General features: G+C 48.0%; 23 protein-coding genes. 21 read left to right on the forward strand and 2 right to left on the reverse strand.

Translation table 11 applies throughout. The features are described from left to right. Positions 1-40 precede the first annotated feature (40 nt). From BLV50_RS01135 to coaD, 9 genes are all read left to right on the forward strand, one after another. Positions 41-928: a carbohydrate ABC transporter permease gene (locus BLV50_RS01135; RefSeq protein WP_053783937.1), complete on the forward strand. Its 888-nt coding sequence runs from the start codon at positions 41-43 to the stop codon at positions 926-928. Next, a complete protein-coding gene (locus BLV50_RS01140) occupies positions 921-1,751 on the forward strand; it encodes a carbohydrate ABC transporter permease (protein ID WP_063564679.1) in 831 nt (276 codons plus the stop codon). The genes BLV50_RS01135 and BLV50_RS01140 overlap by 8 nt, the downstream gene beginning before the upstream one ends. 174 nt (positions 1,752-1,925) lie before the next feature. Continuing rightward, entirely contained in the window at positions 1,926-4,973 is a 3,048-nt protein-coding gene (locus tag BLV50_RS01145; protein WP_090805343.1) for a beta-galactosidase, LacZ type, read from the forward strand. Between the two features lie 141 nt (positions 4,974-5,114). Beyond that, positions 5,115-5,420, forward strand: coding sequence for a hypothetical protein (locus BLV50_RS01150; RefSeq protein ID WP_063564677.1), 306 nt, complete (start codon positions 5,115-5,117; stop codon positions 5,418-5,420). A 105-nt stretch (positions 5,421-5,525) separates the two neighbouring features. Further along, a complete protein-coding gene (locus tag BLV50_RS01155) occupies positions 5,526-5,825 on the forward strand; it encodes a hypothetical protein (protein WP_139209279.1) in 300 nt (99 codons plus the stop codon). A gap of 1 nt (position 5,826) precedes the next feature. Then, on the forward strand, positions 5,827-6,252 hold the full coding sequence (locus BLV50_RS01160) for a hypothetical protein (protein WP_090805346.1): 426 nt from the start codon (positions 5,827-5,829) through the stop codon (positions 6,250-6,252). Positions 6,253-6,344: 92 nt separating this feature from the next. Further along, complete coding sequence (locus BLV50_RS01165) at positions 6,345-6,548, forward strand: hypothetical protein (RefSeq protein ID WP_072733440.1); 204 nt, start codon at positions 6,345-6,347, stop codon at positions 6,546-6,548. Between the two features lie 42 nt (positions 6,549-6,590). Then, positions 6,591-7,202: a 16S rRNA (guanine(966)-N(2))-methyltransferase RsmD gene (gene rsmD, locus BLV50_RS01170; protein ID WP_063564674.1), complete on the forward strand. Its 612-nt coding sequence runs from the start codon at positions 6,591-6,593 to the stop codon at positions 7,200-7,202. Between the two features lies 1 nt (position 7,203). Beyond that, positions 7,204-7,710, forward strand: coding sequence for a pantetheine-phosphate adenylyltransferase (gene coaD / locus BLV50_RS01175; protein WP_090807427.1), 507 nt, complete (start codon positions 7,204-7,206; stop codon positions 7,708-7,710). Here the strand turns inward: coaD and BLV50_RS01180 are convergent. Then, positions 7,688-8,944, reverse strand: a complete 1,257-nt coding sequence (locus BLV50_RS01180) for a nucleoside recognition domain-containing protein (RefSeq protein ID WP_090805351.1) — start codon at positions 8,942-8,944, stop codon at positions 7,688-7,690. The genes coaD and BLV50_RS01180 overlap by 23 nt on opposite strands. A 203-nt stretch (positions 8,945-9,147) precedes the next feature. Between BLV50_RS01180 and BLV50_RS01185 the strand changes: the two genes are divergently transcribed. After that, positions 9,148-10,188, forward strand: a complete 1,041-nt coding sequence (locus BLV50_RS01185; RefSeq protein ID WP_064639097.1) for a SepM family pheromone-processing serine protease — start codon at positions 9,148-9,150, stop codon at positions 10,186-10,188. Positions 10,189-10,474: 286 nt separating this feature from the next. On the opposite strand, the gene BLV50_RS01190 is transcribed toward BLV50_RS01185, so the two are convergent. Beyond that, positions 10,475-11,707: a nucleotidyltransferase gene (locus tag BLV50_RS01190; protein WP_090805354.1), complete on the reverse strand. Its 1,233-nt coding sequence runs from the start codon at positions 11,705-11,707 to the stop codon at positions 10,475-10,477. Between the two features lie 484 nt (positions 11,708-12,191). Between BLV50_RS01190 and BLV50_RS01195 the strand changes: the two genes are divergently transcribed. The 11 genes from BLV50_RS01195 to smc all read left to right on the forward strand — a co-directional run bounded on the left by BLV50_RS01195 (position 12,192) and on the right by smc (position 23,950). Further along, a complete protein-coding gene (locus BLV50_RS01195) occupies positions 12,192-12,698 on the forward strand; it encodes a YceD family protein (protein WP_063564671.1) in 507 nt (168 codons plus the stop codon). Positions 12,699-12,766: 68 nt separating this feature from the next. Continuing rightward, the gene (rpmF, locus tag BLV50_RS01200) at positions 12,767-12,940 is read left to right on the forward strand and encodes a 50S ribosomal protein L32 (protein ID WP_017689233.1); all 174 of its coding nucleotides are present in this window, start codon (positions 12,767-12,769) and stop codon (positions 12,938-12,940) included. 449 nt (positions 12,941-13,389) lie between these two features. Further along, positions 13,390-13,938: a transcription factor FapR gene (fapR, locus tag BLV50_RS01205; RefSeq protein WP_063564670.1), complete on the forward strand. Its 549-nt coding sequence runs from the start codon at positions 13,390-13,392 to the stop codon at positions 13,936-13,938. Next, positions 13,935-14,930, forward strand: a complete 996-nt coding sequence (gene plsX / locus BLV50_RS01210; RefSeq protein WP_063564669.1) for a phosphate acyltransferase PlsX — start codon at positions 13,935-13,937, stop codon at positions 14,928-14,930. The genes fapR and plsX overlap by 4 nt, the downstream gene beginning before the upstream one ends. 8 nt (positions 14,931-14,938) lie before the next feature. Continuing rightward, positions 14,939-15,928 carry a beta-ketoacyl-ACP synthase III gene (locus BLV50_RS01215; RefSeq protein WP_063564927.1) on the forward strand — a complete coding sequence of 330 codons (990 nt, stop codon included), beginning with the start codon at positions 14,939-14,941 and terminating at the stop codon, positions 15,926-15,928. Between the two features lie 27 nt (positions 15,929-15,955). Next, a complete protein-coding gene (fabD, locus tag BLV50_RS01220; RefSeq protein WP_063564668.1) occupies positions 15,956-16,888 on the forward strand; it encodes an ACP S-malonyltransferase in 933 nt (310 codons plus the stop codon). A 37-nt stretch (positions 16,889-16,925) separates the two neighbouring features. Next, positions 16,926-17,675, forward strand: coding sequence for a 3-oxoacyl-[acyl-carrier-protein] reductase (fabG, locus tag BLV50_RS01225; RefSeq protein WP_063564667.1), 750 nt, complete (start codon positions 16,926-16,928; stop codon positions 17,673-17,675). Between the two features lie 151 nt (positions 17,676-17,826). Further along, the gene (gene acpP, locus BLV50_RS01230) at positions 17,827-18,060 is read left to right on the forward strand and encodes an acyl carrier protein (protein WP_024630176.1); all 234 of its coding nucleotides are present in this window, start codon (positions 17,827-17,829) and stop codon (positions 18,058-18,060) included. A gap of 180 nt (positions 18,061-18,240) precedes the next feature. Beyond that, entirely contained in the window at positions 18,241-19,479 is a 1,239-nt protein-coding gene (fabF, locus tag BLV50_RS01235; RefSeq protein WP_024630177.1) for a beta-ketoacyl-ACP synthase II, read from the forward strand. 13 nt (positions 19,480-19,492) lie between these two features. Then, positions 19,493-20,191: a ribonuclease III gene (gene rnc / locus BLV50_RS01240; protein ID WP_024630178.1), complete on the forward strand. Its 699-nt coding sequence runs from the start codon at positions 19,493-19,495 to the stop codon at positions 20,189-20,191. A 189-nt stretch (positions 20,192-20,380) separates the two neighbouring features. Continuing rightward, positions 20,381-23,950, forward strand: a complete 3,570-nt coding sequence (gene smc, locus BLV50_RS01245) for a chromosome segregation protein SMC (RefSeq protein WP_090805359.1) — start codon at positions 20,381-20,383, stop codon at positions 23,948-23,950. Positions 23,951-23,962: the final 12 nt, after the last annotated feature.

The following is a 23,962-nucleotide window of genomic DNA, read 5'->3' on the forward strand; positions in this document are numbered from 1 at the left end:
TACACGGAGAGAGAGGAGCCATACTGTGAAAGCCAAAGCCATGAATACAGGAGACAGTCTGCAAAAGAAAAATAATTTGACTGGATGGGCTTTTATATCGCTCGCTGTTATCGGGATCGTTGCATTTTACTTCTATCCGATGCTGCAAGCGCTGCTCTTATCGTTCAAGTCTGGTGTAGGAGCCAATCTTGAATTTACGGGCCTGGATAACTATAAAAGATTATTCATTGATACAACGTTCCGTACTGCTGTATCCAATACATTTCTGTACTTGATCATTCAAGTGCCTGTCATGATTATTCTCGGTTTGTTTATTTCCGTTTTATTGAATGACAGTACGTTGCGCTTCCGTAGCTTCTTCCGTACTGCTATCTTCCTACCTTGCGTAACCTCATTGGTTGCCTACTCTGTCGTATTCAAATATCTGTTCTCTTCTGACGGTATGGTTAACCAATTCCTGATGAATTTGCACGTGATTGCTGAACCGATTCAATGGATCACTGACCCGTTCTGGGCTAAAATTACGATTATAATCGCTGTTACTTGGCGTTGGACCGGATATAACATGATTTTCTATCTGTCATCTCTTCAGAACATTGATCAGTCGATCTATGAAGCTGCACGGATTGATGGAGCAAATGCTTTCACGCAATTTTTCAAAATTACCGTTCCATTGCTCAAACCGATTATCCTGTTCACCTCCATTACATCGACGATTGGTACATTGCAAATTTTCGATGAGATTATGAACATCACAAAAGGTGGTCCGGGTAATGCGACGATGTCCATCTCCCAGTACATCTATAACCTTTCGTTCAAATATTCACCGGACTTCGGATATGCGGCAACCGTTTCGTATTCCATCGTGCTGATGATTATCGTATTGTCCATTATCCAGTTCAAAGTGGCAGGTGAGAGAAATGGCTAAAGCAAAAGCAAAACGTATATTCACATATGTCTTCTTGTCCATCGTTGCATTTGTGTCCATCTTCCCATTCTTCTGGATGCTTGTCAGTTCGACCAATGCTTCTGTAGATGTCACCAAAGGCAGACTGCTTCCTGGATCTGCTTTCCTTGATAACTTCAACAAATTGCTGGATTCGACCAATCTGGTACAGGCTCTTGGAAATTCGGCGATTGTTTCCGTTATTTCCACGATTCTTGCTTTGCTGATTGGTTCCTTGGCCGGTTATGGATTCGAAGTATATCGGACGAAATCACGTGATATCGTATTTAACATTCTGTTGCTGTCGATGATGATTCCTTTCGCAGCGCTGATGGTTCCTTTATACCGGATGTTTGCTACGATCTCTGGTTTTGCACCGTTCATCGGTATCAACACCATGGCCGCAGTTATTCTGCCGACCATCACAACGGCGTTCCTAATCTTCTTCTTCCGTCAGAACACCAAAATGTTCCCGAAAGAGATGCTTGAAGCTGGCCGGATTGATGGTTTGAGCGAAATTGGGATCTTCCTGAAGATCTACATGCCAACGATGAAAACAACATATGCAGCCGCTGCGATCATCACATTCATGAGCAGCTGGAATAACTACCTGTGGCCTCTCGTGGTGCTGCAAACGCCAGACCAACAGACGATTCCGTTGTTAATCTCGAACCTCGGTTCCAGCTATTCACCGGATTATGGTGTCATCATGACCGCCATCGTCATCGCGACATTACCGACAGCCATTGTATTCTTCATTATGCAAAAACACTTTGTCGCAGGTATGGTTGGTTCCGTTAAGTAATGCATCATCATTAAACCGTCTGAATGGACGTCAATGTAGAAGAGAGAGAAGAGGACGCCAGACATGGCGTGCCTCTGTCTTTCTGTTTGTTTATGTTTGTTTCGTAAAAGGAAAATAAGAATCTGTACTGAATAAGTAATAAATATATTTGTTTCAAGAGGGAGAGAGAGCCGAATGAAAGCAACACAAGCAGATATTAACTGGCTGGGCGATGTAAGCGTTTTTGAAGTAAACCGCCTTAACGCTTACTCGGATCATCGCTATTACCGTACTATGGAAGAAGCGAAATCATCCGGTGCAATGGCTATGCGCTACAACCTTAACGGAACGTGGAAATTTAATTATGCGATCCGTCCGGATTGCCGCCCCGAAGCTTTTTACAAGCAGGAATTCTCCAGTGGCGGTTGGGATGATATTGAAGTACCGGGGCATATTCAGCTCCAAGGGTACGGTCAGATCCAATACGTAAATACTCAGTATCCTTGGGATGGGTTAAACGAATTGCGTCCACCTGCATTACCGCAGGACCAAAACCCGGTAGGCAGTTATATTCGCACATTCCATTTGCCAACAGGCTGGCAGAACAGTCCGGTATATATTTCGTTTCAGGGTGTAGAATCTGCATTCTATGTATGGCTTAACGGACAGTTTGTCGGGTATGGGGAAGACAGCTTTACACCATCCGATTTTGATCTGACACCATTTCTCCAGGACGGAGAGAATAAACTGGCTGTGGAAGTGTATCAACGCAGCACAGGCAGTTGGTTGGAGGATCAGGATTTCTGGCGGTTCTCAGGCATTTTCAGAGATGTGTATCTGTATACTGTTCCGGCTGCGCATATTCGCGATGTGCGGGTTGTAACGGATTTGGACAAGTCTTATACCCATGGTACGTTAAACGTGGATCTGAAGCTTGAAGGAAAAGCTGCTGCTGGAGCCAAAGTGAACGCTGAACTAAGGGATGCTGAAGGCAACACGGTGAAAACATTTGGCGGGATTGAAGTTACCAATGGTCTGGTGAGTCTTCGTGAGGAGATTGGCCAAGTAAACCTGTGGAGCGCGGAGATTCCTTACCTGTATCGGCTGTACATTCAAGTATATGATGCAGCGGGCGAGCTGTTGGAGGTTGTACCTCAGGCGGTTGGCTTCCGTACATTTGAAATGATCGATAAAGTGATGCACATCAATGGTAAACGTATTGTCTTCAAAGGGGTAAACCGTCACGAATTCAATCCGCGTCGCGGACGCGCTGTAACCAAGGAAGATATGCTGTGGGATGTTCAGACGATCAAACAAAACAATATGAACGCTGTTCGTACATCTCACTATCCAAACCAAAGCCTATGGTATGAACTGTGTGATGAATATGGATTGTATGTGATTGATGAAATGAACCTGGAGACACACGGATCATGGCAAAAACTGGGTGCAGTTGAGCCTTCGTGGGTTATTCCTGGCGACCGTCCAGAGTGGCATGATATCGTTATGGATCGTGCGGTGTCGATGGTAGAGCGGGATAAAAATCATCCGTCCATTCTGATCTGGTCTTGTGGTAACGAGTCTCATGGTGGTGAAGTGATTTATAAAGTTTCGCAATATTTCAAATCGGCTGATCCTACACGTCTTGTTCATTATGAAGGTGTGTTCCACGATCGTCGCTTCAACGACACGAGCGATATGGAATCACGTATGTATGCCAAACCGGCCGACATTGAGGAATTCTTGAACGCGAATCCGGAAAAGCCATATATCAGCTGTGAGTATATGCATGCCATGGGTAACTCCATTGGCGGTATGCATAAGTATACGGAACTCGAAGACAAGTATCCGATGTATCAGGGCGGATTCATTTGGGATTACATTGATCAAGCCATATACAAAAAAGATCGTTACGGCAAAGAGTTCCTTGCTTATGGCGGAGATTTCGGTGATCGTCCTTCGGACTATTCGTTCTGTGGAGACGGCATTGTGTACGCAGACCGCAGAGTGTCTGCCAAGATGCAGGAAGTCAAATTCCTGTACCAGAACATCAAGCTGTTCCCGGATCGGGAAGGCGTGAAAATCGTTAACGATAATTTGTTTGCAGACACATCTGAATTCGAACTGGTATACAGTCTGGATCGGGAAGGTCACGAAGTGCTGCATGGAACGTTTGAGGTAAACGTGGGTCCACAAAGCGAGACCGTTGTGAAACTTCCACTTGATGTGGAATCTCTTGCTGGCGGGGAATACGCAGTGAATACCGCGTTTGTATTAAAAGCAGCAACATTGTGGGCAGAAAAAGGCGAGGAAGTTGCTTTTGGACAGTTTGTATTTGCTCAGGAAAAGTCGGAAATTGTAGAGTCCGATCTGAACCTGACAAATGAAATTCAGGTCGTTGAAGGGGACGTTAATATCGGGGTAAGGGTAGGTCAGACCCATGTCCTGTTCTCCAAGGCTTTCGGAACATTGGTATCCCTGAAGCTGTCAGGTCAAGAGACGATTGCACAGCCTCCAATGCCATTGTTCTGGCGTGCGACCACCGATAATGATAAGGGTACTGCTATGGGCTTCGAGCTTGGGGCTTGGTATGCTGCAAGTCTGCTGCCTAGATGTGTGAACTGGAAAGCGGAACAAAACACGGATCAATATCGGATCGAATTCACGTACAAACTTAATATTTCGGCAGATGTACAAGTGAAAGTGGCTTATACCGTCCGTGCAGATGGTAGTGTGCATGTGCATAATACGTATAAAGGAACGGCAGGTCTGCCAGATCTTCCGATTCATGCGCTTTCCTTCAAAACTTCACCGGAATTTGAAAATGTTGAATGGCTGGCGATGGGACCTGAAGAAAATTATGCGGACCGTGCATTTGGCGCTCGTCTGGGTATCCATGACAGCAAGGTAGCAGATACCGTTGCTCCATATCTTGTACCGCAAGAGTCGGGCAACCGTACGGGTGTACGTTGGGCCAAATTGACCGACAACGCGGGACGTGGCTTCAAAATTGAATCGGCTGGAGTTCCGGTCGAGCTGAATGTATCTCCATATACGGCATTTGAGCTGGAGAATGCAAAACATGCATATGAGCTGCCTCCGGTGCATTATACGGTTGTAACGGTAGCCGGCAAACAAATGGGCGTTGGTGGTGACGATAGCTGGGGCGCACCGGTTCATCCGGAGTACCGCATCGACTCGGACGGCGAACTGCAATTTGAATTTGTCATTCGTGCGCTGTAATAGCGCTATATAAGATGTAGCTAAAGGACAGAGGTCTCCAAAACTGGGGGCCTCTGTTTGCTGTTATCAGATGATGAGCTATGAAACCGCTACCGTACCTGTCTCGTACTGTACTGGACATGGATAAAGGAGGGGTTTATTTTGAGCAGAAAAGCAAAGACGGGTGTATGGGTAACGGTACTCGTTATACTAGGCATCATTGTGGGATGCTTCATCTGGTATTTCAATACGGCTTCAGGTGAACGTGCGCTGAAAACGATGCGATCCAACAACTCCGGGGGTCTGGAACGTGTGGTTAACGTATACAGTAATTCGGGAGAATTGATTCATACGTATGAGGGTAAGATTGATTTGCAAGATACGGAGTATGGAAATAAGGTACTTTTTGATCTGGATGGCAAACGGATTGTGATCTATAACGCGACAGTGATTAGTGAAGAGAAGTAAATGAGGGGCGGTGCAAGAGTTCAGGCAGGAGCATTCCGATGACACTCTTTCGCTCATATGGTAAAATTAAGGAAATGAAGTGGAGAGGTGATGAGAGGCATGTTCATGGAGATGTTGTTGGCCCTGATTGCCATACTCGGAATGGTCGCATTCTATTGCTTAATCGCTTATTTCCTAATTCGTCTTATTTCCAGAAAAGCATTCAAGCGTACGTTAACCAAGTATGAAACAATTGAAATATTGGTATGGGCAGCAATGGTGTTCTTTGCTATTGTGATGATTAAGAATCAGTCATGGAATATGTTGCTGCCTGTAGTTCTCCTTATGGTTTCAATGATTAACCTGCACCGTTCAAATCGGAAATACAGAGAGATGAGCAAAGAGATGAACAAAGAGGGACTTTAATATGATACTGGATAAGTCGACAGACACCTCAGGGTTAACACAGGTTGCCGCACTTTCGGATGAATTGCAGCCTGTGTTTGATAAAGCAGAAAGTAAATATCAAGCGTGTGGCATTGAGCTGTTCTTTGTTTTCAGATGTCTGCCTGAAGAATATGAAAGAAAATCGACGGTCAGATACGCTAAGAAGGACAATACGATTTACTTTGATATGACAGTCGGTGAGGATCAGTATAAAACGTTTAGCAAAAACAGACAGCGATATGAGCTGAGTCATTATTTCTATGCTTTTCTGAACGACAAACTAAAGAAATATAAGATCAAACACTTGGATCATACGGAATTTATGAATGACATGGAAGAATGGCTGAAAGATATTGGATGGTTACAATCGCAATTCGAGGCCAGTATGGATGAATATGGGCAATAGGTTGTCTGAAGGCGGTTTTATAATTAGTCAATGGGGTTATGGTACATAATAAAGATAACAAAAAGAAGCTCTCTTTCGAGAGCTTCTTTTTCATGGGAGAGGAGAAACCGGACGAAGAGCTTATGGGGAAACGTAAGTCTTCTCCGCGGTTGTCTACGACACTTGTGATGTCGATAATTACAGGATGGCCGGAAAGTTTCCTTTTTATACATATCCGTCAACAATTGCGTCAACAATTTTCTAGAGAGAAAGCAGACGCACTATTTTTCAAACTGAACCCGATTGTGGTACGATAGCTTTATCAATAAACTTACATAGAGAGAAAAGGTGACTCATCAGTGAGAGTGGTATCTGGGAGTGCGAAAGGCAGACCGCTGAAGGCTGTTCCTGGCACAGGGACGCGGCCGACCACCGACAAGGTGAAGGAAGCGTTGTTTAGTATGATTGGCCCTTATTTTGAGGGCGGTACAGCATTGGATCTGTTTGCAGGCAGTGGAGGTCTCGGTATTGAGGCGCTGAGCCGCGGCATGGACAAGGCTGTTTTTGTTGACTTGGAATCGAAAAGTATTGAAGTGATCCGTGCAAATCTGAAAGCAACCAAGCTGGAAGATCAGGCGGCCATATACCGGAATGATGCCAGTCGTGCATTGAAGGCGCTCGCCAAGCGAAACACACAATTTGATCTCGTATTTCTTGATCCACCCTACCGTATGAAAAATGGGGACGAGTTAATGCTTACGATGCACGAACTGGATCTGCTTGAACCGGAAGCGACCATTGTGCTTGAATATGAATCCAAATATAGTTACCCTGAGCAATTCGGCCCGTTTGAACAAACGCGCAAGGCATTGTATGGGGAGACAGCTGTATCCATCTATTATTATGCACCTGCTGCAACAACAGAAGATGGAGAACCTAGCGCAGCGGAAGGGGAGGCTCCTCATGAGTGAAATGATACATCGTCAGGAACGAATTGCCGTATATCCAGGCAGTTTTGATCCCGTAACTATGGGCCATCTGGACATTATTGCCCGGGCGTCGAAGCAGTTCGATCGCGTCATCGTGGCTGTGTTGAATAATATGAGCAAAAATCCATTATTTACGGTGGAAGAACGCAAGAGTCTTATTACGGAAGTCACGAGTCATCTGCCTAATGTGGAGGTGGACAGCTTCCGTGATCTGACGGCAAATTATGTACGGCAAAAAGATGCTCAGGTCATTGTCCGTGGTATCCGCTCGGTGACGGATTTTGAATATGAGCTTCAGCTGGCTTCGACGAACAGCAAGTTAAATCCGGATGCGGAAACCATTTTTATGATGACCAATCCGAAATATTCTTATCTGAGCTCCAGCATCGTCAAGGAAATTGCCCACTACCACGGAGATGTCACCGATCTGGTCTCACCTGAAGTGGAAGCTGCGCTGCGTCAGAAAATTAGCGAGAAAACCGGCGGTTAAACCAGAAGGTCAGCCCGGATAGGCAGATCATGACGGTGAGCAGCAATGCCAGACCGATACAGGCAGCAGGGAAACCATTCCAGACGGCATCGATGATGTCGGAGGTGTTCATGCCTACCAGGGACTGCTTGGTTAGGAAAGGTGCCAAACCATTGCCCGGATTGTTCTGAAACGTAGCCCAGACTTCGGAACTGTAACGGCTGAATGGCAGCCACAGCAGCAAGCTGATGAAAAATGCAACCAATGCATGAAGCAGGCGGATTCCGGCAAAATACAACATGGACGTTGTGGCAAGTCCCGCAGCTTTCAGCACGGCGGAGACTTGCAGATGAGAGCACAGACCACCCCAGCCGAGAACAGCTGCAAGCAAAGACATTAGCAGAACGGGTGTCAGTGGGCTCTGACTCAGATGATAAGTTCCGAGATGCAGTTCCAGCAGTGAGGGCCAAAAAGCAACTGAAGTACCGGGGGTGATATAGAGAGTGAGCAGCCGAACAAACACGGCAAACACAATCATATATCCTCCGGTCATCATTAAAGTTTGTACAGCTTGGGAGACCGTGTCTCCAAGCAATTTGCCGAACCCGCGTCCGTCACGTTTCTGGGCTTCGCGGGCTGCAAACATCATTTGTGACCATAGGCTCCGTCGTTTATACGAAGAAGGGTTTGCAGTTGGGAATTCTTCCTCTTTTGATTCCTTGGGTAGGAGTCGTACTCCGATCATGGCTGCAATCCATCCACTAACCCAGTGAACGATCAGAAGGAAATATCCAGCAGTAGGCTGATGAAGAAAAGCTGCACCGATGACAAGTATAATCATCAATGGATTGGCAAAATGAGATGCTGATGCGACAATACCCGCCTGTTTGGCGGTAATTTGTTGATCCTGCACTAGGCGGGAGGCGGTATCTGCTCCTGCCGGAAAGCCGCCACACATGCCGACAACAATGGCCAGTCCGGCTTTGCCCGGCAGACGGAACCAGCGCTGCATTAATGGCCCTAATAAGACGCCAAGTGCGTGGGTAAAGCCGAATGCAGTCAGCATTTGGGATAACATCAGAAATGGAAGCATGGCAGGAAAGATGATTTTCCACCAAATGTCTAAACCTTGAATAGAGGCATCGAATGCATCTTTCGGAGATACAACTACTGCAATTACCAGCAATAAAGCGCCTGTACTCATAAGTACCGTTCGTAACGGTCCAGAGACCGTAACTTCGCTCTGCATTGTCATTGTTTCACCTCATATGGATCGTGCCGCATACACTCGGCCAGGATTAGTTGTGGACGGCCGAATGACGTCCGTGGACGCTTCGGCCTTGGCCGGATAAGCTACTGTAAACAGCGGCCTATCCGGCCTGTACCATTGTATGCAAAAGCATGAGAGTGTTAGACTTATAATTATTGAAAGATACGCAAAGAACGGGGGCTCATGCAATGAATCGGATTCGGAAATCTGGCGGATTCAGAGCTTCGATCTTTGTGATCGTGGTGGCTCTGGTCGTCTATGTTGCGGTATATATGCCAACGCCATATATCATTTATATGCCTGGTAGTGCCGACGAAGTAAAACCCATGGTTACCGTGAAAGAGGGAGATAAGGAAGAACGTGGTGTGTTTATGATGACGACAGTGTCGGCAACATACGCCAATGTGTTTTTGCTAGGAACCTCCTTGTTTAACCGAAATGCACAAGTGGATAAAAAAGAAGATCGGCTGCGTGGCAAAAGCGAAGCAGAATATTCTGCCGAACAGGTCTGGTTCATGAGTGATTCACAATCCTCGGCAATGGAGGCGGCTTATGAGCAGGCGGGAGTGAAATACTCCATTGTTCCTGAGCATATTTTTGTATTTGGGCTGTCCGAAGATCCAAAACCTAAGGGAGATATTGAGCCCGGAGATATTATTTTGGGTGTAAACGGAACGGCAACACCGGACAATACAGTGCTGTCTGAGCAGTTAAAGAACAAAAAGGTCGGAGAAACGGTTGAGATGCAATTAGAGCGAGGCGGAGAGACCATCAGCCGCGACGTTCAACTGATTGAAGTGAAAGATAGCAAAACCGGTGAAGTTCGCCCGGCACTGGGTGTTATGATCGGAGCGGTTCAGAAAGTGAAAGCAGAAGATCCGGATAAACAGATTTCCTTCACGGATACTCAGGTAGGTGGTCCATCTGCCGGACTGATGTTCACCCTGGAGATTTACAATCAGTTGACCCCTGGAGATTTGACGAAAGGTCACCGGATTGCTGGCACTGGAACTATTAACAAAGAAGGTGTGGTTGGCGCAATTGGTGGCGTTGTGCACAAAATTGTTGCGGCAGACCGGAAAGAAGCGGAGTTTTTCTTTGTGCCGAAGGATAATTATAAAGAAGCTGAAACTAAGGCTGAACAAATTGGCACCAAAATGAAACTCATTCCTGTTAGCACAGTGGATGATGCGCTGGCTTATCTGAAAACCTTGTCTGTCAAATCCTAAAACAATTATTCGCAACGAATAATGCTTGAACCAATATGAGAATGATGTGAAATCCCCCTATTGCAACGATGCCGAATCGGTGTGCGATAGGGGGATTTTGTTTGAGTAGTCGATATTAAACAACGCATCATCAACAGAGTTTGATTAATCTTATACCCGTAGATCAGGATTGCATCAATCTATGCGTAAGCGTTGGCTCCCGCAAAAACTTGTGAGTCGATCCATTGAACTTGGGGCTTCGAAATCGTTTATGTTGAACCAGCTATGGATATGACTGAACGTAGAGTTAAAGTCTCACAGGTGGTTCATAGTAGTCGCTGTACATCATGCGTGTATCGATGTGTTCACAGGCGAGTGCATATGCTGCCTGAGCTTGGACATCCAGTTCCAACTGGTTATGGACAAAGGTTGATGGTTTCAGCAGAACGGGCAGAGAAGCCGTCTTTTTCATCTGTTTCAAAAGGCCCTGTCCTTGTGCATTAAACCCGAGCACTCGAAGATACGCTGGCCCTTCAGCCAGCTTCTCGGGCGAACATTCGGCCTTGGTATGATTCAGCAGGATATGGGTCAGCATGCGCTGTAGCTTTGTGCGTGTGTACCGTTTCGTTTTAAGTGCGTTCAGCAACGCCTCGACTGAAGGCTCCGGGAGCTGAGCAAGTGAACGGCTCAGCCTGTGTTCGAGTCCTTCCGTGACCTCGGCGATCTGCTCCAGCTCGGAGGCACGGCGTGTGGCCGCGATGTGCAGCAGCGGCTGTGCAAAGCGCTCCCAGTGCACGGGAGCGCGCCCTTCCTGCCATTCGCGCCGCAGAATGGCAAGGGTTGCCGCCGGCACGTATGGCGCGGCGGCTTCGGGCCCGTCCGCCATCAGCAGGCGGCGGACGGCGGTTGCACTGGCGATCGCCCCCGGTCCGGGCGTCGCCTCATGATACGCGGCACCGGTACGCGCCGCCGTAAAGGGCTTGATCGCGCTGCCCAGCCGTTGCAGCGCGATCAGGTAATGCAGCCCAAGCGAATTGTTGGGCTGCCCCAGCAGTGCAGCGGCGTCGTCTGCATCGACGCCGCCAGGCGCCAGCGCTGCCGCCGCACCTGCGTATGCGGCGGGGTAGCTGGCGCCTTCCCGCAGGCGGCGCGCGATATCCTCGCGCAGCCCTGCGGGCTCCACAGCCAGCACGCGCGCAATGCGCTGCAGGCTGTCCAGGTCGCCGGACTCGCTGCCAAAGCAGAGCGAGTCCACCACGCCTGTGCGGTGCAGAAGTGACACCGCACCAAAGGCGAACCACTCGGCCGGTTGTACAGCATAGGCAACCGGCAGTTCAAGCACCAGATCGGCGCCAGCATGCAGCGCCATCTCAGTGCGTGCCCTTTTGCCCACGATGGCGGGTTCGCCGCGCTGGAGGAAAGGGCCGCTCATCACAGCCACAACAACGTCTGCTCCACTGAGCCGCCTTGCTTCACTCAGATGGTAGACATGTCCGTTATGTAAAGGGTTATATTCAACAATGACGCCAACGGCTTTCATATGAGAACGCGCTCCTTTCGGTAAATATTCAAATGGGGATCAATCTTTCTCTTCCTAGCCCGATAATATGTGAGCTCATCTTGTTCCATAATAGGACATGGATATACCTTTGTTCAAATCATATCGCAGTGTGTACAACGAAAAAGAAAAGAATCCTTCAGATCGATATAGCCCGAACCCGCCTTCAAAATGCATGACTTGTAGTTTAACTTACAGTAAGCCTATAATGTATCAGAGATCGAATGCGGATTAGGATCGTCAATTTCAAAAAGGGTGTAAAGTTAAAAGTGTTGACAAACGTCTTGGAAAATCGGTATAATGATTTTTGTTTGTTAAGTCAATTTCATAATACTTTTAACGATGAATCGTCAGATTACATACAGTCAGGAATTTGATGTGTTGCAAGAGTCAGGTTTGACCTGTATAACTGTCGTTAGGCGTTTAACTTTAATTATGAGATTGGTTTCGTTTGGAGTGATGGGAAATGTTAATGCCATTTCGCAAAGTGGCTACCAGTGATGGTCCCCTGCAGTTTAATGAACAGTGGGATATCAAGGAACTGGTTTCTAACCGACAAGATATCACAGCCGTTACCCCGCTGACTGCAGATTTATCTGCAGAGTTCAGAGAGGGAGACGTTGTGGATGTTCATGGCAAGCTGACAGTAGGAGTGGACATGTTGTGCTCCCGGTGTCTTAAGCCGATTAATGAACATTTTCATATTGATTTTCATGAGCAATTCAAGAAGGGAAAGCAGCCAGAGGAATTGCACGAAGACGACGATACTTTCTATGTGGATGGAGATAGCGTTGATCTGAAGGGTTATGCTGAGGAAGCTTTTCTGCTGAATCTTCCGTTTATACCGCTGTGTAGCGATACATGCAAAGGGTTATGCCCCAAGTGTGGCCATGAGCTGAACGAAGGTGACTGCGGTTGTGATAACCAAGTTATCGATCCGCGGCTTGCAGGGCTCAAGGATTTTTTTAAATGAGCATGATTGAAAATCGAACATTGTAACAACTACCTGCAAAGGTTTATTTTGATAAGGAGGTGGGAATAATGGCAGTACCTCAACGGAGAACATCCAAGACGCGTCGCGACAAACGTCGCACTCACTTTAAATTGGCAGTACCGGGTATGGTGAAATGTGAACAATGTGGCGAGCTGAAGCTTAGTCACCACGTATGCAAAGTGTGCGGAACGTACAAAGCAAGAGAGATCATCTCTCAATAATAGCTAGACATCAAGTAGCACTTCATTTCGATGAGGTGCTACTTTTTTTAGACTATAGCATCGCAAAAATAACTACCTTTACCTGTATTCTATCTTCGTGAATATAGTTCAATATACGTTTTTGATATTTTAGTAAGGCTCGTTACTGGTTGTGTTCGGGGCTGTGAAGCCAGGCTCCGCAAGGCAGGATTGTTTTTGTTCACCCAGCCTTTCTTTTTGACACGGGATGAGATATACTATAGTTTAGTACCAGGTTCTAAGATTTGACGTTACATAAACATGAACCATGATTCGTGTGAGAACGACCCTGCTGAACAGGGATGCAACTATAGAAGCAACGTGAAAGAGTATTGAACTGACCGGATTGGGCGGTTCCTTAAACGATACAGCGGGGGGTGTCAGGCATCGAACGTGTACCGAAGAGACAGAGGCAGCAGCAGTTAACCAAAATGATCGAAGACAACCCGTTTGTGACGGATCAGGAACTTACACGCCAATTGAAGGTGAGTATTCAGACGATTCGTCTCGACAGACTGGAGCTTGGGATTCCCGAGCTTCGGGAGCGGATGAAACTGATGGCGGAGCGTTCCTATGATCAGGTGCGCTCGTTGCCCCTGCATGAGATTATCGGTGATATTGTGGACTTGCAACTGGACAAGAGCGGGATTTCCTTGTTTGAGATTAAGGAAGAACACGTATTTTCGAGAACGGGCATTGCTCGAGGACACTATGTTTTTGCACAGGCCAACTCGTTGGCTGTAGCCGTTATTAATGACGAGATTGCTTTGACGGCGTCCGCAGACATTCGTTTTGTTCGTTCGGTTCATTTGGCCGAGAAATGTATTGCGAAGGCCTATGTGAGATCGATTCCGGGTCAAAAGGGCAAAGCCAAAGTAGAAGTGTTCACTTATGTGGGTGAAGAAATGGTGTTTCAAGGCAACTTTGTAATCTACCATTCAGGTGGAGAAGACAGCGTAGAAGGAGGTCATTTGGGATGAAAATCGTCATTGATGCCATGGGAGGCGATAACGCACCTGCGTCAACAGTAGAAGGTGCGATCGCCGCGGCTACGGAATGGGCGGATACACAGATCGTCCTGGTCGGCGATGAAGCCAAGCTGGAACCTCTTCTGAGTCAGTCAGGTGCCAAACCTGCTAATCTGACGATTCGGCATGCTTCCGAAGTGATCGGTTCGGATGATGAACCAGTAAAGGCAGTCCGTCGTAAGAAGGATGCCTCCATGGTGGTTGCAGGTCGTATGCTTAAGGAAGGCGAAGCAGACGCCATGATCTCTGCGGGCAATACCGGAGCGCTGATGACAGCCGGCTTGCTTGTGGTAGGTCGTATGGAAGGTATTGAGCGCCCGGCGCTTGCACCCATGATTCCAACGATCGATGATGTGGGTGTACTTGCACTTGATCTTGGTGCGAATATGGATGCCAAACCGGAACACCTCGCACAGTATGGTCTGATGGGGAGCTTGTATCGGCAAAAAGTGCAGGGAATCGCGTCACCAAGAGTGGGCCTGCTCAATGTGGGAACGGAGCCCGGTAAGGGGAATGAGTTGACCAAACATGCCTATCCTTTGCTGGAGCAACTTCCGATTCGTTTTGTTGGTAACGTAGAGGCCCGTGATGTGCTTACAGGTGCGTGTGATGTGCTTGTATGTGATGGATTTGCCGGAAATATATTGCTGAAATCGCTCGAAGGCACAGCAGGTGCCATTTTCGCTCTGCTTAAGGAACAATTCTCATCATCGCTCAAAAGCAAACTGGCTGCTGCTGTGCTCATGCCTGAGCTGCGCGGTTTGAAACGGAAACTGGATTATACCGAGCATGGTGGTGCACCACTCCTCGGCTTGAGCAGACTTGTGGTGAAAAGTCATGGATCGGCTGATGGCAATGCCATCAAAAATGCTGTGCGCCAAGCACGGATTGCAGTACAGAACCAGCTGGTGGAGAGCATATCTAAGGAAATTAGCGGGAAGTGAGTGAAGACATGAATAATTTGCGCCCGGTAGGGGTTATCGGTACTGGTAAATATGTACCTGAGAAAATTTTGACAAACAGCGATTTGGAGAAAATGGTAGATACGAATGATGAGTGGATCGTCAGTCGTACAGGAATCAAGGAGCGTCACATCGCTGCACCGGATCAGGCGACTTCAGATCTGGCATACGAGGCAGCTATCAAAGCACTTGAGTCTGCTGGCATGACTGGCAGCGATCTTGATCTGATTATTGTGGCAACTATTACACCGGATTCTTCATTCCCTTCTACTGCTTGTATTTTGCAAGATAAGCTTGGTGCCAAGGGCGCTGCGGCATTTGACTTGTCTGCTGCCTGCTCCGGATTTGTATACGGTCTGGCAACAGCAACGAGCTTTATCCAAAGCGGCATGTACAACAATGCACTTGTTATTGGTGCAGATTGCTTGTCTCGCATTACTGACTATACCGACCGTAATACCTGTGTGCTGTTTGGCGATGGCGCCGGTGCGGTTATCGTTGGTGAAGTGCCGGAAGGCCGTGGATTTAAATCATTCGATCTCGGAGCTGAAGGTGCGGGCGGAAGCCTGCTTCAAATGGAGGGCGGAGGTTCCCGTCTGCCTGCATCCGTAGAAACGGTTGAGAACAAAAAACATTATATTTACATGAATGGCCGTGAAGTGTTTAAATTTGCAGTACGGGTGATGGGTACAGCGACGATCGAAGTTCTGCGCAAGGCTGGCCTGGAACGTACGGACGTGGATCTGTTTGTTCCTCACCAAGCCAATATCCGGATTATCCAATCTGCAATGCAGCGACTTGAGCTTCCTGAAGAGAAAGTTGTAGTCAACGTGGATAAATACGCCAACACATCTGCAGCCTCCATTCCGCTTGCTCTGGTAGAAGCTGCTGAAGAAGGCCGCATGAAAGCCGGAGATACTGTGCTCATGGTTGGTTTCGGTGGCGGATTGACGTGGGGCGCATCAGTACTCGTTTGGTAAACTAGACAGCTGGGAGAGATGAATTGGATGGGTAAAATAGCATTTGTATTTCCCGGACAGGGATCGCAGGCTGTGGGCATGGCCAAGGACGCGTATGAGTCTGTGCCTGCGGCAACAGAGATTTTTCGCACAGCCGATGAAACGCTAGGTTTCGCGCTGAGCAATCTTGTTTTTGAGGGACCAGAGACCGAGTTGAAACAGACATCGAATACACAACCGGCTCTGCTGACAGCAAGTATTGCATTGCTTGAGGCTTTTAAAGAAAAAGGAATTCAGCCTGATTATACGGCCGGACACAGTCTGGGTGAATACAGTGCACTGGTCGCGGCGGGCGTTCTTTCGTTCGCGGACGCGGTAAGCATTGTGCGGGCACGCGGTCAATATATGGAACAGGCTGTTCCTGGTGGACAGGGTGCAATGGCTGCGGTATTGGGTGCGGATCGGGAAGCGCTGGGGGTGCTTTGCCGGGACGTATCCGAAAGTGGTCATGTGGTTGAACTTGCCAACATCAACTGTCCGGGACAAATCGTGATTTCCGGTGTGAAGGAAGGGGTATCTGCTGTCGCTGAACGGGTCAAAGAAGCGGGCGGCAAACGTGCCATCACACTTGAAGTAAGCGGTCCGTTCCATTCTTCCTTAATGAAGGATGCAGCAGAGAAGCTGGCTGAGAAACTGAAAACTGTTTCGTTCTCACCTGGGGATGTCCCTGTAGTTGCAAATGTGACTGCAAGACCTGTGGAGGACGGTAAGGTTCAGGATTTATTGACAGCTCAGGTCTATTCTCCGGTTTTATGGGAAGACAGTGTGACATGGCTTATTGAGCAAGGTGTAGATACCTTTATCGAGATTGGTTCTGGCAGTGTGTTAACAGGTTTGATTAAAAAAACAGATAAAACCGTTAAACTGTACAATGTAAACAGTCTTGAGACGCTCGAAGCAACGGCAGCTGCACTAATTTGATTAACCATGATTAGATTTGGGGAAAGGAGGAATGATTATGTCTAAACCATTACAAGGCAAAAATGCGCTCGTTACCGGTGCATCCCGTGGTATTGGGCGCAGTATTGCACTCGCTTTGGCCGAGGCTGGCGCCAACGTGGCCGTGAATTATGCGGGCAGTCAAGCGGCAGCTGAGGAAGTAGCGGAAGCGATTCGTGCCAAAGGTGTCCAGGCAATTACGATTCAAGCGAATGTGGGCCAGATGGACGAAGCCGAACAAATGGTCAAAGCTACCATTGAGGCATGGGGCAACGTTGATATTCTTGTCAACAATGCTGGAATTACCCGTGATAATCTGATCATGCGTATGAAGGAAGAGGAATTTGATCAGGTGATCGAAACCAACCTCAAAGGGGTGTTTAACTGCCTTAAGGCGGTTACACGTCCAATGATGAAGCAACGGTCTGGTAGAATTATCAATATCTCCTCTGTTGTGGGTGTGCTCGGAAATGCTGGACAAGCAAACTATGTTGCTGCCAAGGCAGGGGTCATCGGTTTGACGAAGGCATCTGCTCGTGAGCTTGCCTCCCGCGGCATCACAGTTAACTGCGTTGCACCAGGATTTATTGAGACCGATATGACGAAGGAATTGTCCCAGGAGATCGTGGACAACATGTTGAACGGTATTCCGTTGTCCCGTCTGGGCCAACCGGATGAAATCGCCGGTGTTGTCACGTTCCTGGCTTCAGAAGCTTCATCTTATATGACAGGGCAGACACTGCATGTTGATGGTGGCATGTACATGTAATTCTTCCCGGACTTGAACAATAGTCGGGGAACAGGCGCTGGACGATCCGAAATGCCGGAAAAAGGCCGGGTTCCCCGGCCGGGAGCCGCATATGTCTTCTATGGCATTTTGCCTGCGATTCTCGTATAATACCAAGGAGGAGGTGAACCGGATGTCCGATGTATTGGAGCGTGTAAAACGCATCGTCGTCGACCGCTTGGGCGCAGACGAAGCTGAAGTTACACTTGAAGCATCTTTCAAAGAAGATTTGGGTGCTGATTCTTTGGATGTAGTGGAATTGGTCATGGAATTGGAAGATGAATTCGATTTGGAAATCTCTGATGAAGATGCAGAAAAAATCACGACCGTAGGTGAAGTTGTAAACTACATACAATCTCATACCTAAAGTCAATTCAGTCCCGCACCTGTTTTCGAACAGGCGGGACTTCTCATCATTCATTGGTTTTTCTCATTCCGCAAGCGGCGCTGGTCAAACGGATCTCCGGGTCCTGCTTGGCTAGACGTCTGCTTGCGGATATTCCCACAAAATAATTGCGTAATGCAGTCGATATAGAGGTGAGTCGGTTTGAAACAAAGAGTTGTAATTACCGGAATGGGCGTAATGACATCGCTCGGAAAAGATTTGGAAACGTTCTGGGGCAGTTTAATGGCAGGTAAGTCCGGAATCTCTCAGATTGAGGCGTTTGATGTAAGTGAATATACCACTCAAATTGCAGCCGAGATCAAGGATTTCAACCCGGAAGAATACATGGATCGCAAAGATGCACGTAAAATGGACCGTTTTGTTCAGTTCGCTGTAGCAGCTGGTTTCAAAGCCGTTGAAGACAGTGGTCTGAAAATTGACGAGAACATTGATGCAGAGCGTTTTGGTGTGTCGATCGGATCGGGTATCGGTGGATTGGGTACTTGGGAGGACCAACATAATGCATTGCTGCAAAAAGGTCCTAAACGCGTAAGCCCATTTTTCATTCCGATGATGATCTCCAACATGGCTTCTGGCCAGATGTCGATTTCTCTCGGGGCGAAAGGTCCTAACATCAACGTGGTAACGGCATGTGCTACAGGAACACACTCCATTGGAGATTCCTTCAAGCTGATTGCAAACGGTGATGCGGATGCAATGATTTGTGGCGGTGCGGAAGCAACCATTAGACCAACTGGTCTGGCTGGGTTCTGTGCAATGCGTGCCATGTCTACACGTAATGATGATCCGGCTAAGTCGAGCCGTCCTTTTGATACAGAACGTGACGGGTTTGTTATGGGCGAGGGCGCGGGAGTTCTGATCCTTGAATCCCTTGAACATGCTCAAAAACGTGGTGCTCGTATTTATGGCGAAGTAATTGGTTACGGTCTCACTGGCGATGCACATCACATGACGGAGCCTGATCCGGACGGAGCAGCTCGTTGCATGAAGATGGCTCTGCGTAATGCGGGTATCGAACCAGAAGAAGTGGACTATATCAATGCACATGGTACATCAACACCTGTAGGTGACAGATCCGAAACGCTTGCGATCAAAAAAGCGTTTGGCGATCATGCGTACAAGCTTGCTGTGAGTTCAACCAAATCGATGACAGGTCATATGCTCGGTGCTGCTGGTGGCGTGGAAGCTGTAATCTGCGGATTGTCGCTGACACATCAGACGCTTGCTCCAACAATCAACCTGGAAAATCAGGACCCGGAATGTGATCTGGATTATGTTCCAAACGTTCCACGTCAAACTAAAGTCAACATTGCCATGTCCAATTCATTTGGGTTCGGCGGTCACAATGCCACCATTATTCTCAAAAAATTTGAAGCATAAGGGGCTAGTTCGTTTGAGTGAAGATCTGAAGCAGTTACAACACAAACTTCAAATCAAATTTGACAACAGGCAGCTTTTAAAACAAGCGTTTACCCATGCTTCTTATGTAAACGAACACCGGTTCAGTCAGCATCAGGATAACGAGCGTCTGGAGTTTCTGGGCGATGCGGTACTGGAACTGACTGTGTCGGAATACTTGTATCACTTGTTTCCTAACCGGCCGGAAGGTGAATTAACTAAGCTGCGGGCATCCATTGTCTGCGAGCCTTCCCTCGTCAAATTTGCTGAAGCGTTGGGTTTTGGGCAGTATGTACTTCTTGGTAAAGGTGAGGAACTGACGGGAGGACGAACTAGACCGGCTTTGTTAGCGGATGTGTTTGAATCTTTCATCGGTGCATTATATCTGGATCAGGGATTGGCGCCTGTCCGGACATTTCTGGATCAGCATGTATTTCCGTTGATCGTTCTGGGCAGCAAATTGCAAATGAGCGATTACAAAACGGAATTGCAGGAACTCACTCAGCATCACAATATGGGAGCTCTGGAATACCGTATTGTTGAGGAACGGGGCCCTGCCCATGAACGGGAGTTTGTCTCCGAGGTCCATATGGGTCAAGAACGGCTTGGCAGAGGTACAGGACGTTCCAAAAAGGAAGCCGAACAACAGGCTGCATCCGCAGCACTGGATCGACTGAAGCTTCCGGAAGCCTGAGCTTTACCGTAAGCGCATAGACAAACGAAGAGCAAAGAGCAGCCCGCGGGTCCGCCTGGCGGAATTTATCGGCCGGACTGCTTTTTGCTCTTTTTTTTGTAAGGAGGATCAGGATTTTCTTTTCCTGTTCGATAACTAGGCGCTGAATGCAACATTTGAAATTTGCAAGAGGAGGTGACGGGAAACCCTATGTTTTTGAAACGGATTGAACTGGGTGGATTCAAGTCATTCGCCGACAAAACGGAAATGGAATTCGTTCGTGGCATAACCGCTGTTGTGGGCCCGAACGGAAGTGGCAAAAGTAACATTTCAGACGGCATACGCTGGGTTCTTGGGGAACAAAGCGCCAAATCACTGCGTGGTGGCAAGATGGAAGATATCATTTTTGCCGGCAGTGATGCACGGAAGGCTGTTAATTTTGGTGAAGTTTCGTTAACGCTGGATAACGAAGATCATGCGCTTGCTTTGGATTTTGGTGAAGTAACGGTAACGCGTCGTGTACATCGCAGCGGAGACAGTGAATATTTTATCAACAAGCAGTCGTGTCGGTTGAAGGATATTACCGAATTGTTTATGGATACCGGGATCGGAAAGGAAGCTTACTCGATTATTGGACAGGGGCGAATCGAAGAGATTCTGAGTACCCGTTCAGAGGATCGCAGGGGGATCTTTGAAGAGGCATCAGGTATTGTTAAATATAAATCTCGCAAACGGGATGCTACTCGCAAACTGGATGAGACGGAACAGAATTTATTGCGTATTCATGACCTTGTCACCGAGTTGGAAGACCAGATTGGTCCGTTAAAGGAACAATCGGAGAAAGCAATCCATTATAAGGAATTACGTGGACAGCTGAAATCGCAGGAAATCTCTATGTATGTGTATCAGATTGAACAAATTCACGCTTCCTGGAGCAAAGCAAACCAACGACTTGAATCGTTGAAACAGGAAGAAGTCGGATTGGCGGCTATCGTCTCCACTCATGATGCCAAGCTGGAAAGTGACCGGAATGCACTGCGTACGCTGGAGACGGAGACGGAACAGCTGCAATCGGCCTTATTGCAATTCAGTGAAGCAACGGAGAAGAGCGAAGGGCTAGGAGAACTGCTCAAGGAGCGTTCGCGTCATCTGCAGACGAACCAGGAACAGCTTAAAGTGACGCTTGCAGCGAGTGAAGAGAGACATCGGGAGCGTGAAGCCGAGTTACTTGCATTACGCGAAAAGTTTGCCAAGCTTGAACTGGAATTGAGTGACGTAAGAAACCGCCTATCCGAAGAAGAGGCTAAACTTGTCGGTGTTACTGGCGGCATTAGCCAACAGCAGGAGGAAAGCCTTAAGGGCAACTTGCTGGAACTGATGAATCAGATGGCTCAGACACGAAATGAAATTCGTTACGCGGACCAACAGAAAGAAACGCTGGAACGGCGAATGAATCGCGCGACAGAGGAATCCGGCAAGTGGGAAGGCCAGAAGGAAACGCTGGAAGCCCGCAAATCGGAGATTGAGAAAAAAGTTGTTCGCTTGGGCAAGGAAATCAGTGATCTGCGCGGTGGTTACATTACGGAAAGTGAACGTCTCCAATCGTTGCAGAAGCTGCTCGAAGAAAGCCGGGGAACTGTTCGTAAATGGGAGCAGAAGCGTGAAGCCCAGGTCTCCCGTCGCGATACAATGAAAGAGATGCAGGATGATTTTGACGGTTTCATGTTGGGTGTCAAAGAAGTTCTTAAGGCATCACGCAAAGGTACACTGAACGGGGTTCATGGAGCCGTTGCAGAGCTCGTTAAAGTGCCTGAAAAGATCGAACTTGCGGTAGAGACAGCGATGGGCGCTTCCCTGCAGCATGTCGTCATGGAGAATGAATCGGTTTCCAGACAGGCGATCGCTTTTCTGAAACAACGTCAATTGGGCAGAGCTACGTTCCTCCCGCTGGATGTTATTCGTGCACGTACCATTGGTGCGGGTGAACGTTCGATGATCGAAGGCATGGATGGTTTTGTGGGAATTGGTGCGGATCTCGTACAATACGAAGAACGTTATGCTGCGATCATTGGAAGCTTACTCGGAAATGTCATTATTGCGGAGAAGTTGGAGGATGCCAATAAGATCGCGGCTCGCTGCCAATATCGTTTCCGGGTCGTAACCCTGGAAGGCGATGTGGTTAACGCGGGTGGTTCGATGACTGGTGGTAGCCAGCACAAGAAAAATGTAAGTCTGCTCAGTCGCAAACGGCAGCTGGACCAGCTGGACCAGGATATTTTGGATACCGAAAATCAGATCGTAAAACTTCATCGCAGTGTGGATGATGTAAAAACTCAACTGGAGCAGTGCCAGGACAAGCTGGACGAGCTGCGTCAGTCTGGAGACGACACCCGGAATGCAGAACAGCAGGCTTCAATGGAAATGAAGCAGGTTGAGCATGAGCTGCGTCACGTGCTGGAACAGGTTGCCGTAGCTGGGCAGGAGAAGAGTGGCTTTACCGAAGAAATCAAAGAGATGGATACAGCTCGCGATGTTGCCGTGAAGAAGCTGGAGCAGCTTGAGGAAGAAGAGAAGGCGACCCATAGGGCCATTCATGCCGCAGAATTTGCGCGTAAAGCGAATGAATCGGCGAAGGAGGAATTGCAGACCCAACTCACTGATCTGAAAGTCCGAGAGGGGAAACTGGATCAGGAACGATTCTCCAACGAGGAGCAATTGCGTCGTCTGGAGCGCGAAGTGGATTCACTGGTGAAGGATCTTCGTCAAAATCGTACGTTGCTAGCCTCCATGGAAGCCGATCTGAAGAAAACAGAGACTGAGAGTGTTAAACAGATTGAAGATCTTAACCAATACAAGCTGAAAAAAGCGGAATCTGCACAGGAGCTGGACTTCAAGCGTGCTGCCCGAAGCGAGCTGTCGAAGAAGCTTGAGCTTGCCGAGAGCGAAACGAAGGAACAGCGCACACAGCTGAAAGCTGTGGAGGAACAGATGCGACAAACGGAAATTTCCGTGAACAGACTTGATGTTGAGTTGGAAAATATCCTGCGCAAACTGATGGATGAGTATGAGCTCGGTTATGAACTCGCCAAAGAGCGTTATCCAGTACCGGAAGATGTGGAGAGCACACAAGCTGAGGTTCAGAAACTGAAGCGCAGCATTGCAGCTCTTGGCGATGTCAATCTGGGAGCCATCGAGGAATTCCAGCGGGTTAACGAACGGTATGAGTTCCTCAGCACGCAGAAGAATGACCTGGTTGAAGCCAAAACAACGTTGTATCAGGTTATTCGAGAAATGGAAGACGAGATGGCCAAACGATTCAAGGCAACATTTGATGCGATTCGCCGGGAGTTTGGGGCTGTCTTCACCAAGCTGTTTGGCGGAGGTCGCGCGGATCTTGTATTGATGGACCCTGAGCGTTTGCTCGATACGGGCATTGATATCGTCGCACAGCCACCAGGCAAAAAGCTGCAAAACCTGCAGCTATTATCCGGTGGGGAACGAGCGTTGACCGCGATGGCTCTCTTATTCGCTATTCTGCATGTTAAGCCGGTACCGTTCTGCGTACTGGATGAAGTGGAAGCGGCGCTGGATGAAGCCAACGTGGTGCGTTTTGCCCAGTATTTGCGTGAGTTCTCGGAACAAACACAATTCATCGTTGTTACACATCGCAAAGGCACAATGGAAGAAGCGGATGTGCTGTATGGTGTCACGATGGAAGAGGGCGGAGTATCCAAGCTCGTTTCGGTTAAACTGGAAGATGAGGAAGCTGTCATTGCCTAATCTTTGAGTTTG

Source organism: Paenibacillus sp. 276b (genome assembly GCF_900107875.1).
Lineage (GTDB): Bacteria > Bacillota > Bacilli > Paenibacillales > Paenibacillaceae > Paenibacillus > Paenibacillus marchantiae.

Excerpts from the sequence above, each read along its gene's own strand:
- BLV50_RS01135 (WP_053783937.1), top strand. The coding sequence starts at position 41 with ATGAATACAGGAGACAGTCTGCAAAAGAAAAATAATTTGACTGGATGG.
- BLV50_RS01140 (WP_063564679.1), top strand. The coding sequence starts at position 921 with ATGGCTAAAGCAAAAGCAAAACGTATATTCACATATGTCTTCTTGTCC.
- BLV50_RS01145 (WP_090805343.1), top strand. The coding sequence starts at position 1,926 with ATGAAAGCAACACAAGCAGATATTAACTGGCTGGGCGATGTAAGCGTT.
- BLV50_RS01155 (WP_139209279.1), top strand. The coding sequence starts at position 5,526 with ATGGAGATGTTGTTGGCCCTGATTGCCATACTCGGAATGGTCGCATTC.
- BLV50_RS01160 (WP_090805346.1), top strand. The coding sequence starts at position 5,827 with ATGATACTGGATAAGTCGACAGACACCTCAGGGTTAACACAGGTTGCC.
- BLV50_RS01165 (WP_072733440.1), top strand. The coding sequence starts at position 6,345 with ATGGGAGAGGAGAAACCGGACGAAGAGCTTATGGGGAAACGTAAGTCT.
- coaD (WP_090807427.1), top strand. The coding sequence starts at position 7,204 with ATGATACATCGTCAGGAACGAATTGCCGTATATCCAGGCAGTTTTGAT.
- BLV50_RS01180 (WP_090805351.1), bottom strand. The coding sequence starts at position 8,944 with ATGACAATGCAGAGCGAAGTTACGGTCTCTGGACCGTTACGAACGGTA.
- BLV50_RS01185 (WP_064639097.1), top strand. The coding sequence starts at position 9,148 with ATGAATCGGATTCGGAAATCTGGCGGATTCAGAGCTTCGATCTTTGTG.
- BLV50_RS01190 (WP_090805354.1), bottom strand. The coding sequence starts at position 11,707 with ATGAAAGCCGTTGGCGTCATTGTTGAATATAACCCTTTACATAACGGA.
- BLV50_RS01195 (WP_063564671.1), top strand. The coding sequence starts at position 12,192 with ATGTTAATGCCATTTCGCAAAGTGGCTACCAGTGATGGTCCCCTGCAG.
- rpmF (WP_017689233.1), top strand. The coding sequence starts at position 12,767 with ATGGCAGTACCTCAACGGAGAACATCCAAGACGCGTCGCGACAAACGT.
- fapR (WP_063564670.1), top strand. The coding sequence starts at position 13,390 with ATGATCGAAGACAACCCGTTTGTGACGGATCAGGAACTTACACGCCAA.
- plsX (WP_063564669.1), top strand. The coding sequence starts at position 13,935 with ATGAAAATCGTCATTGATGCCATGGGAGGCGATAACGCACCTGCGTCA.
- BLV50_RS01215 (WP_063564927.1), top strand. The coding sequence starts at position 14,939 with ATGAATAATTTGCGCCCGGTAGGGGTTATCGGTACTGGTAAATATGTA.
- fabD (WP_063564668.1), top strand. The coding sequence starts at position 15,956 with ATGGGTAAAATAGCATTTGTATTTCCCGGACAGGGATCGCAGGCTGTG.
- fabG (WP_063564667.1), top strand. The coding sequence starts at position 16,926 with ATGTCTAAACCATTACAAGGCAAAAATGCGCTCGTTACCGGTGCATCC.
- acpP (WP_024630176.1), top strand. The coding sequence starts at position 17,827 with ATGTCCGATGTATTGGAGCGTGTAAAACGCATCGTCGTCGACCGCTTG.
- smc (WP_090805359.1), top strand. The coding sequence starts at position 20,381 with ATGTTTTTGAAACGGATTGAACTGGGTGGATTCAAGTCATTCGCCGAC.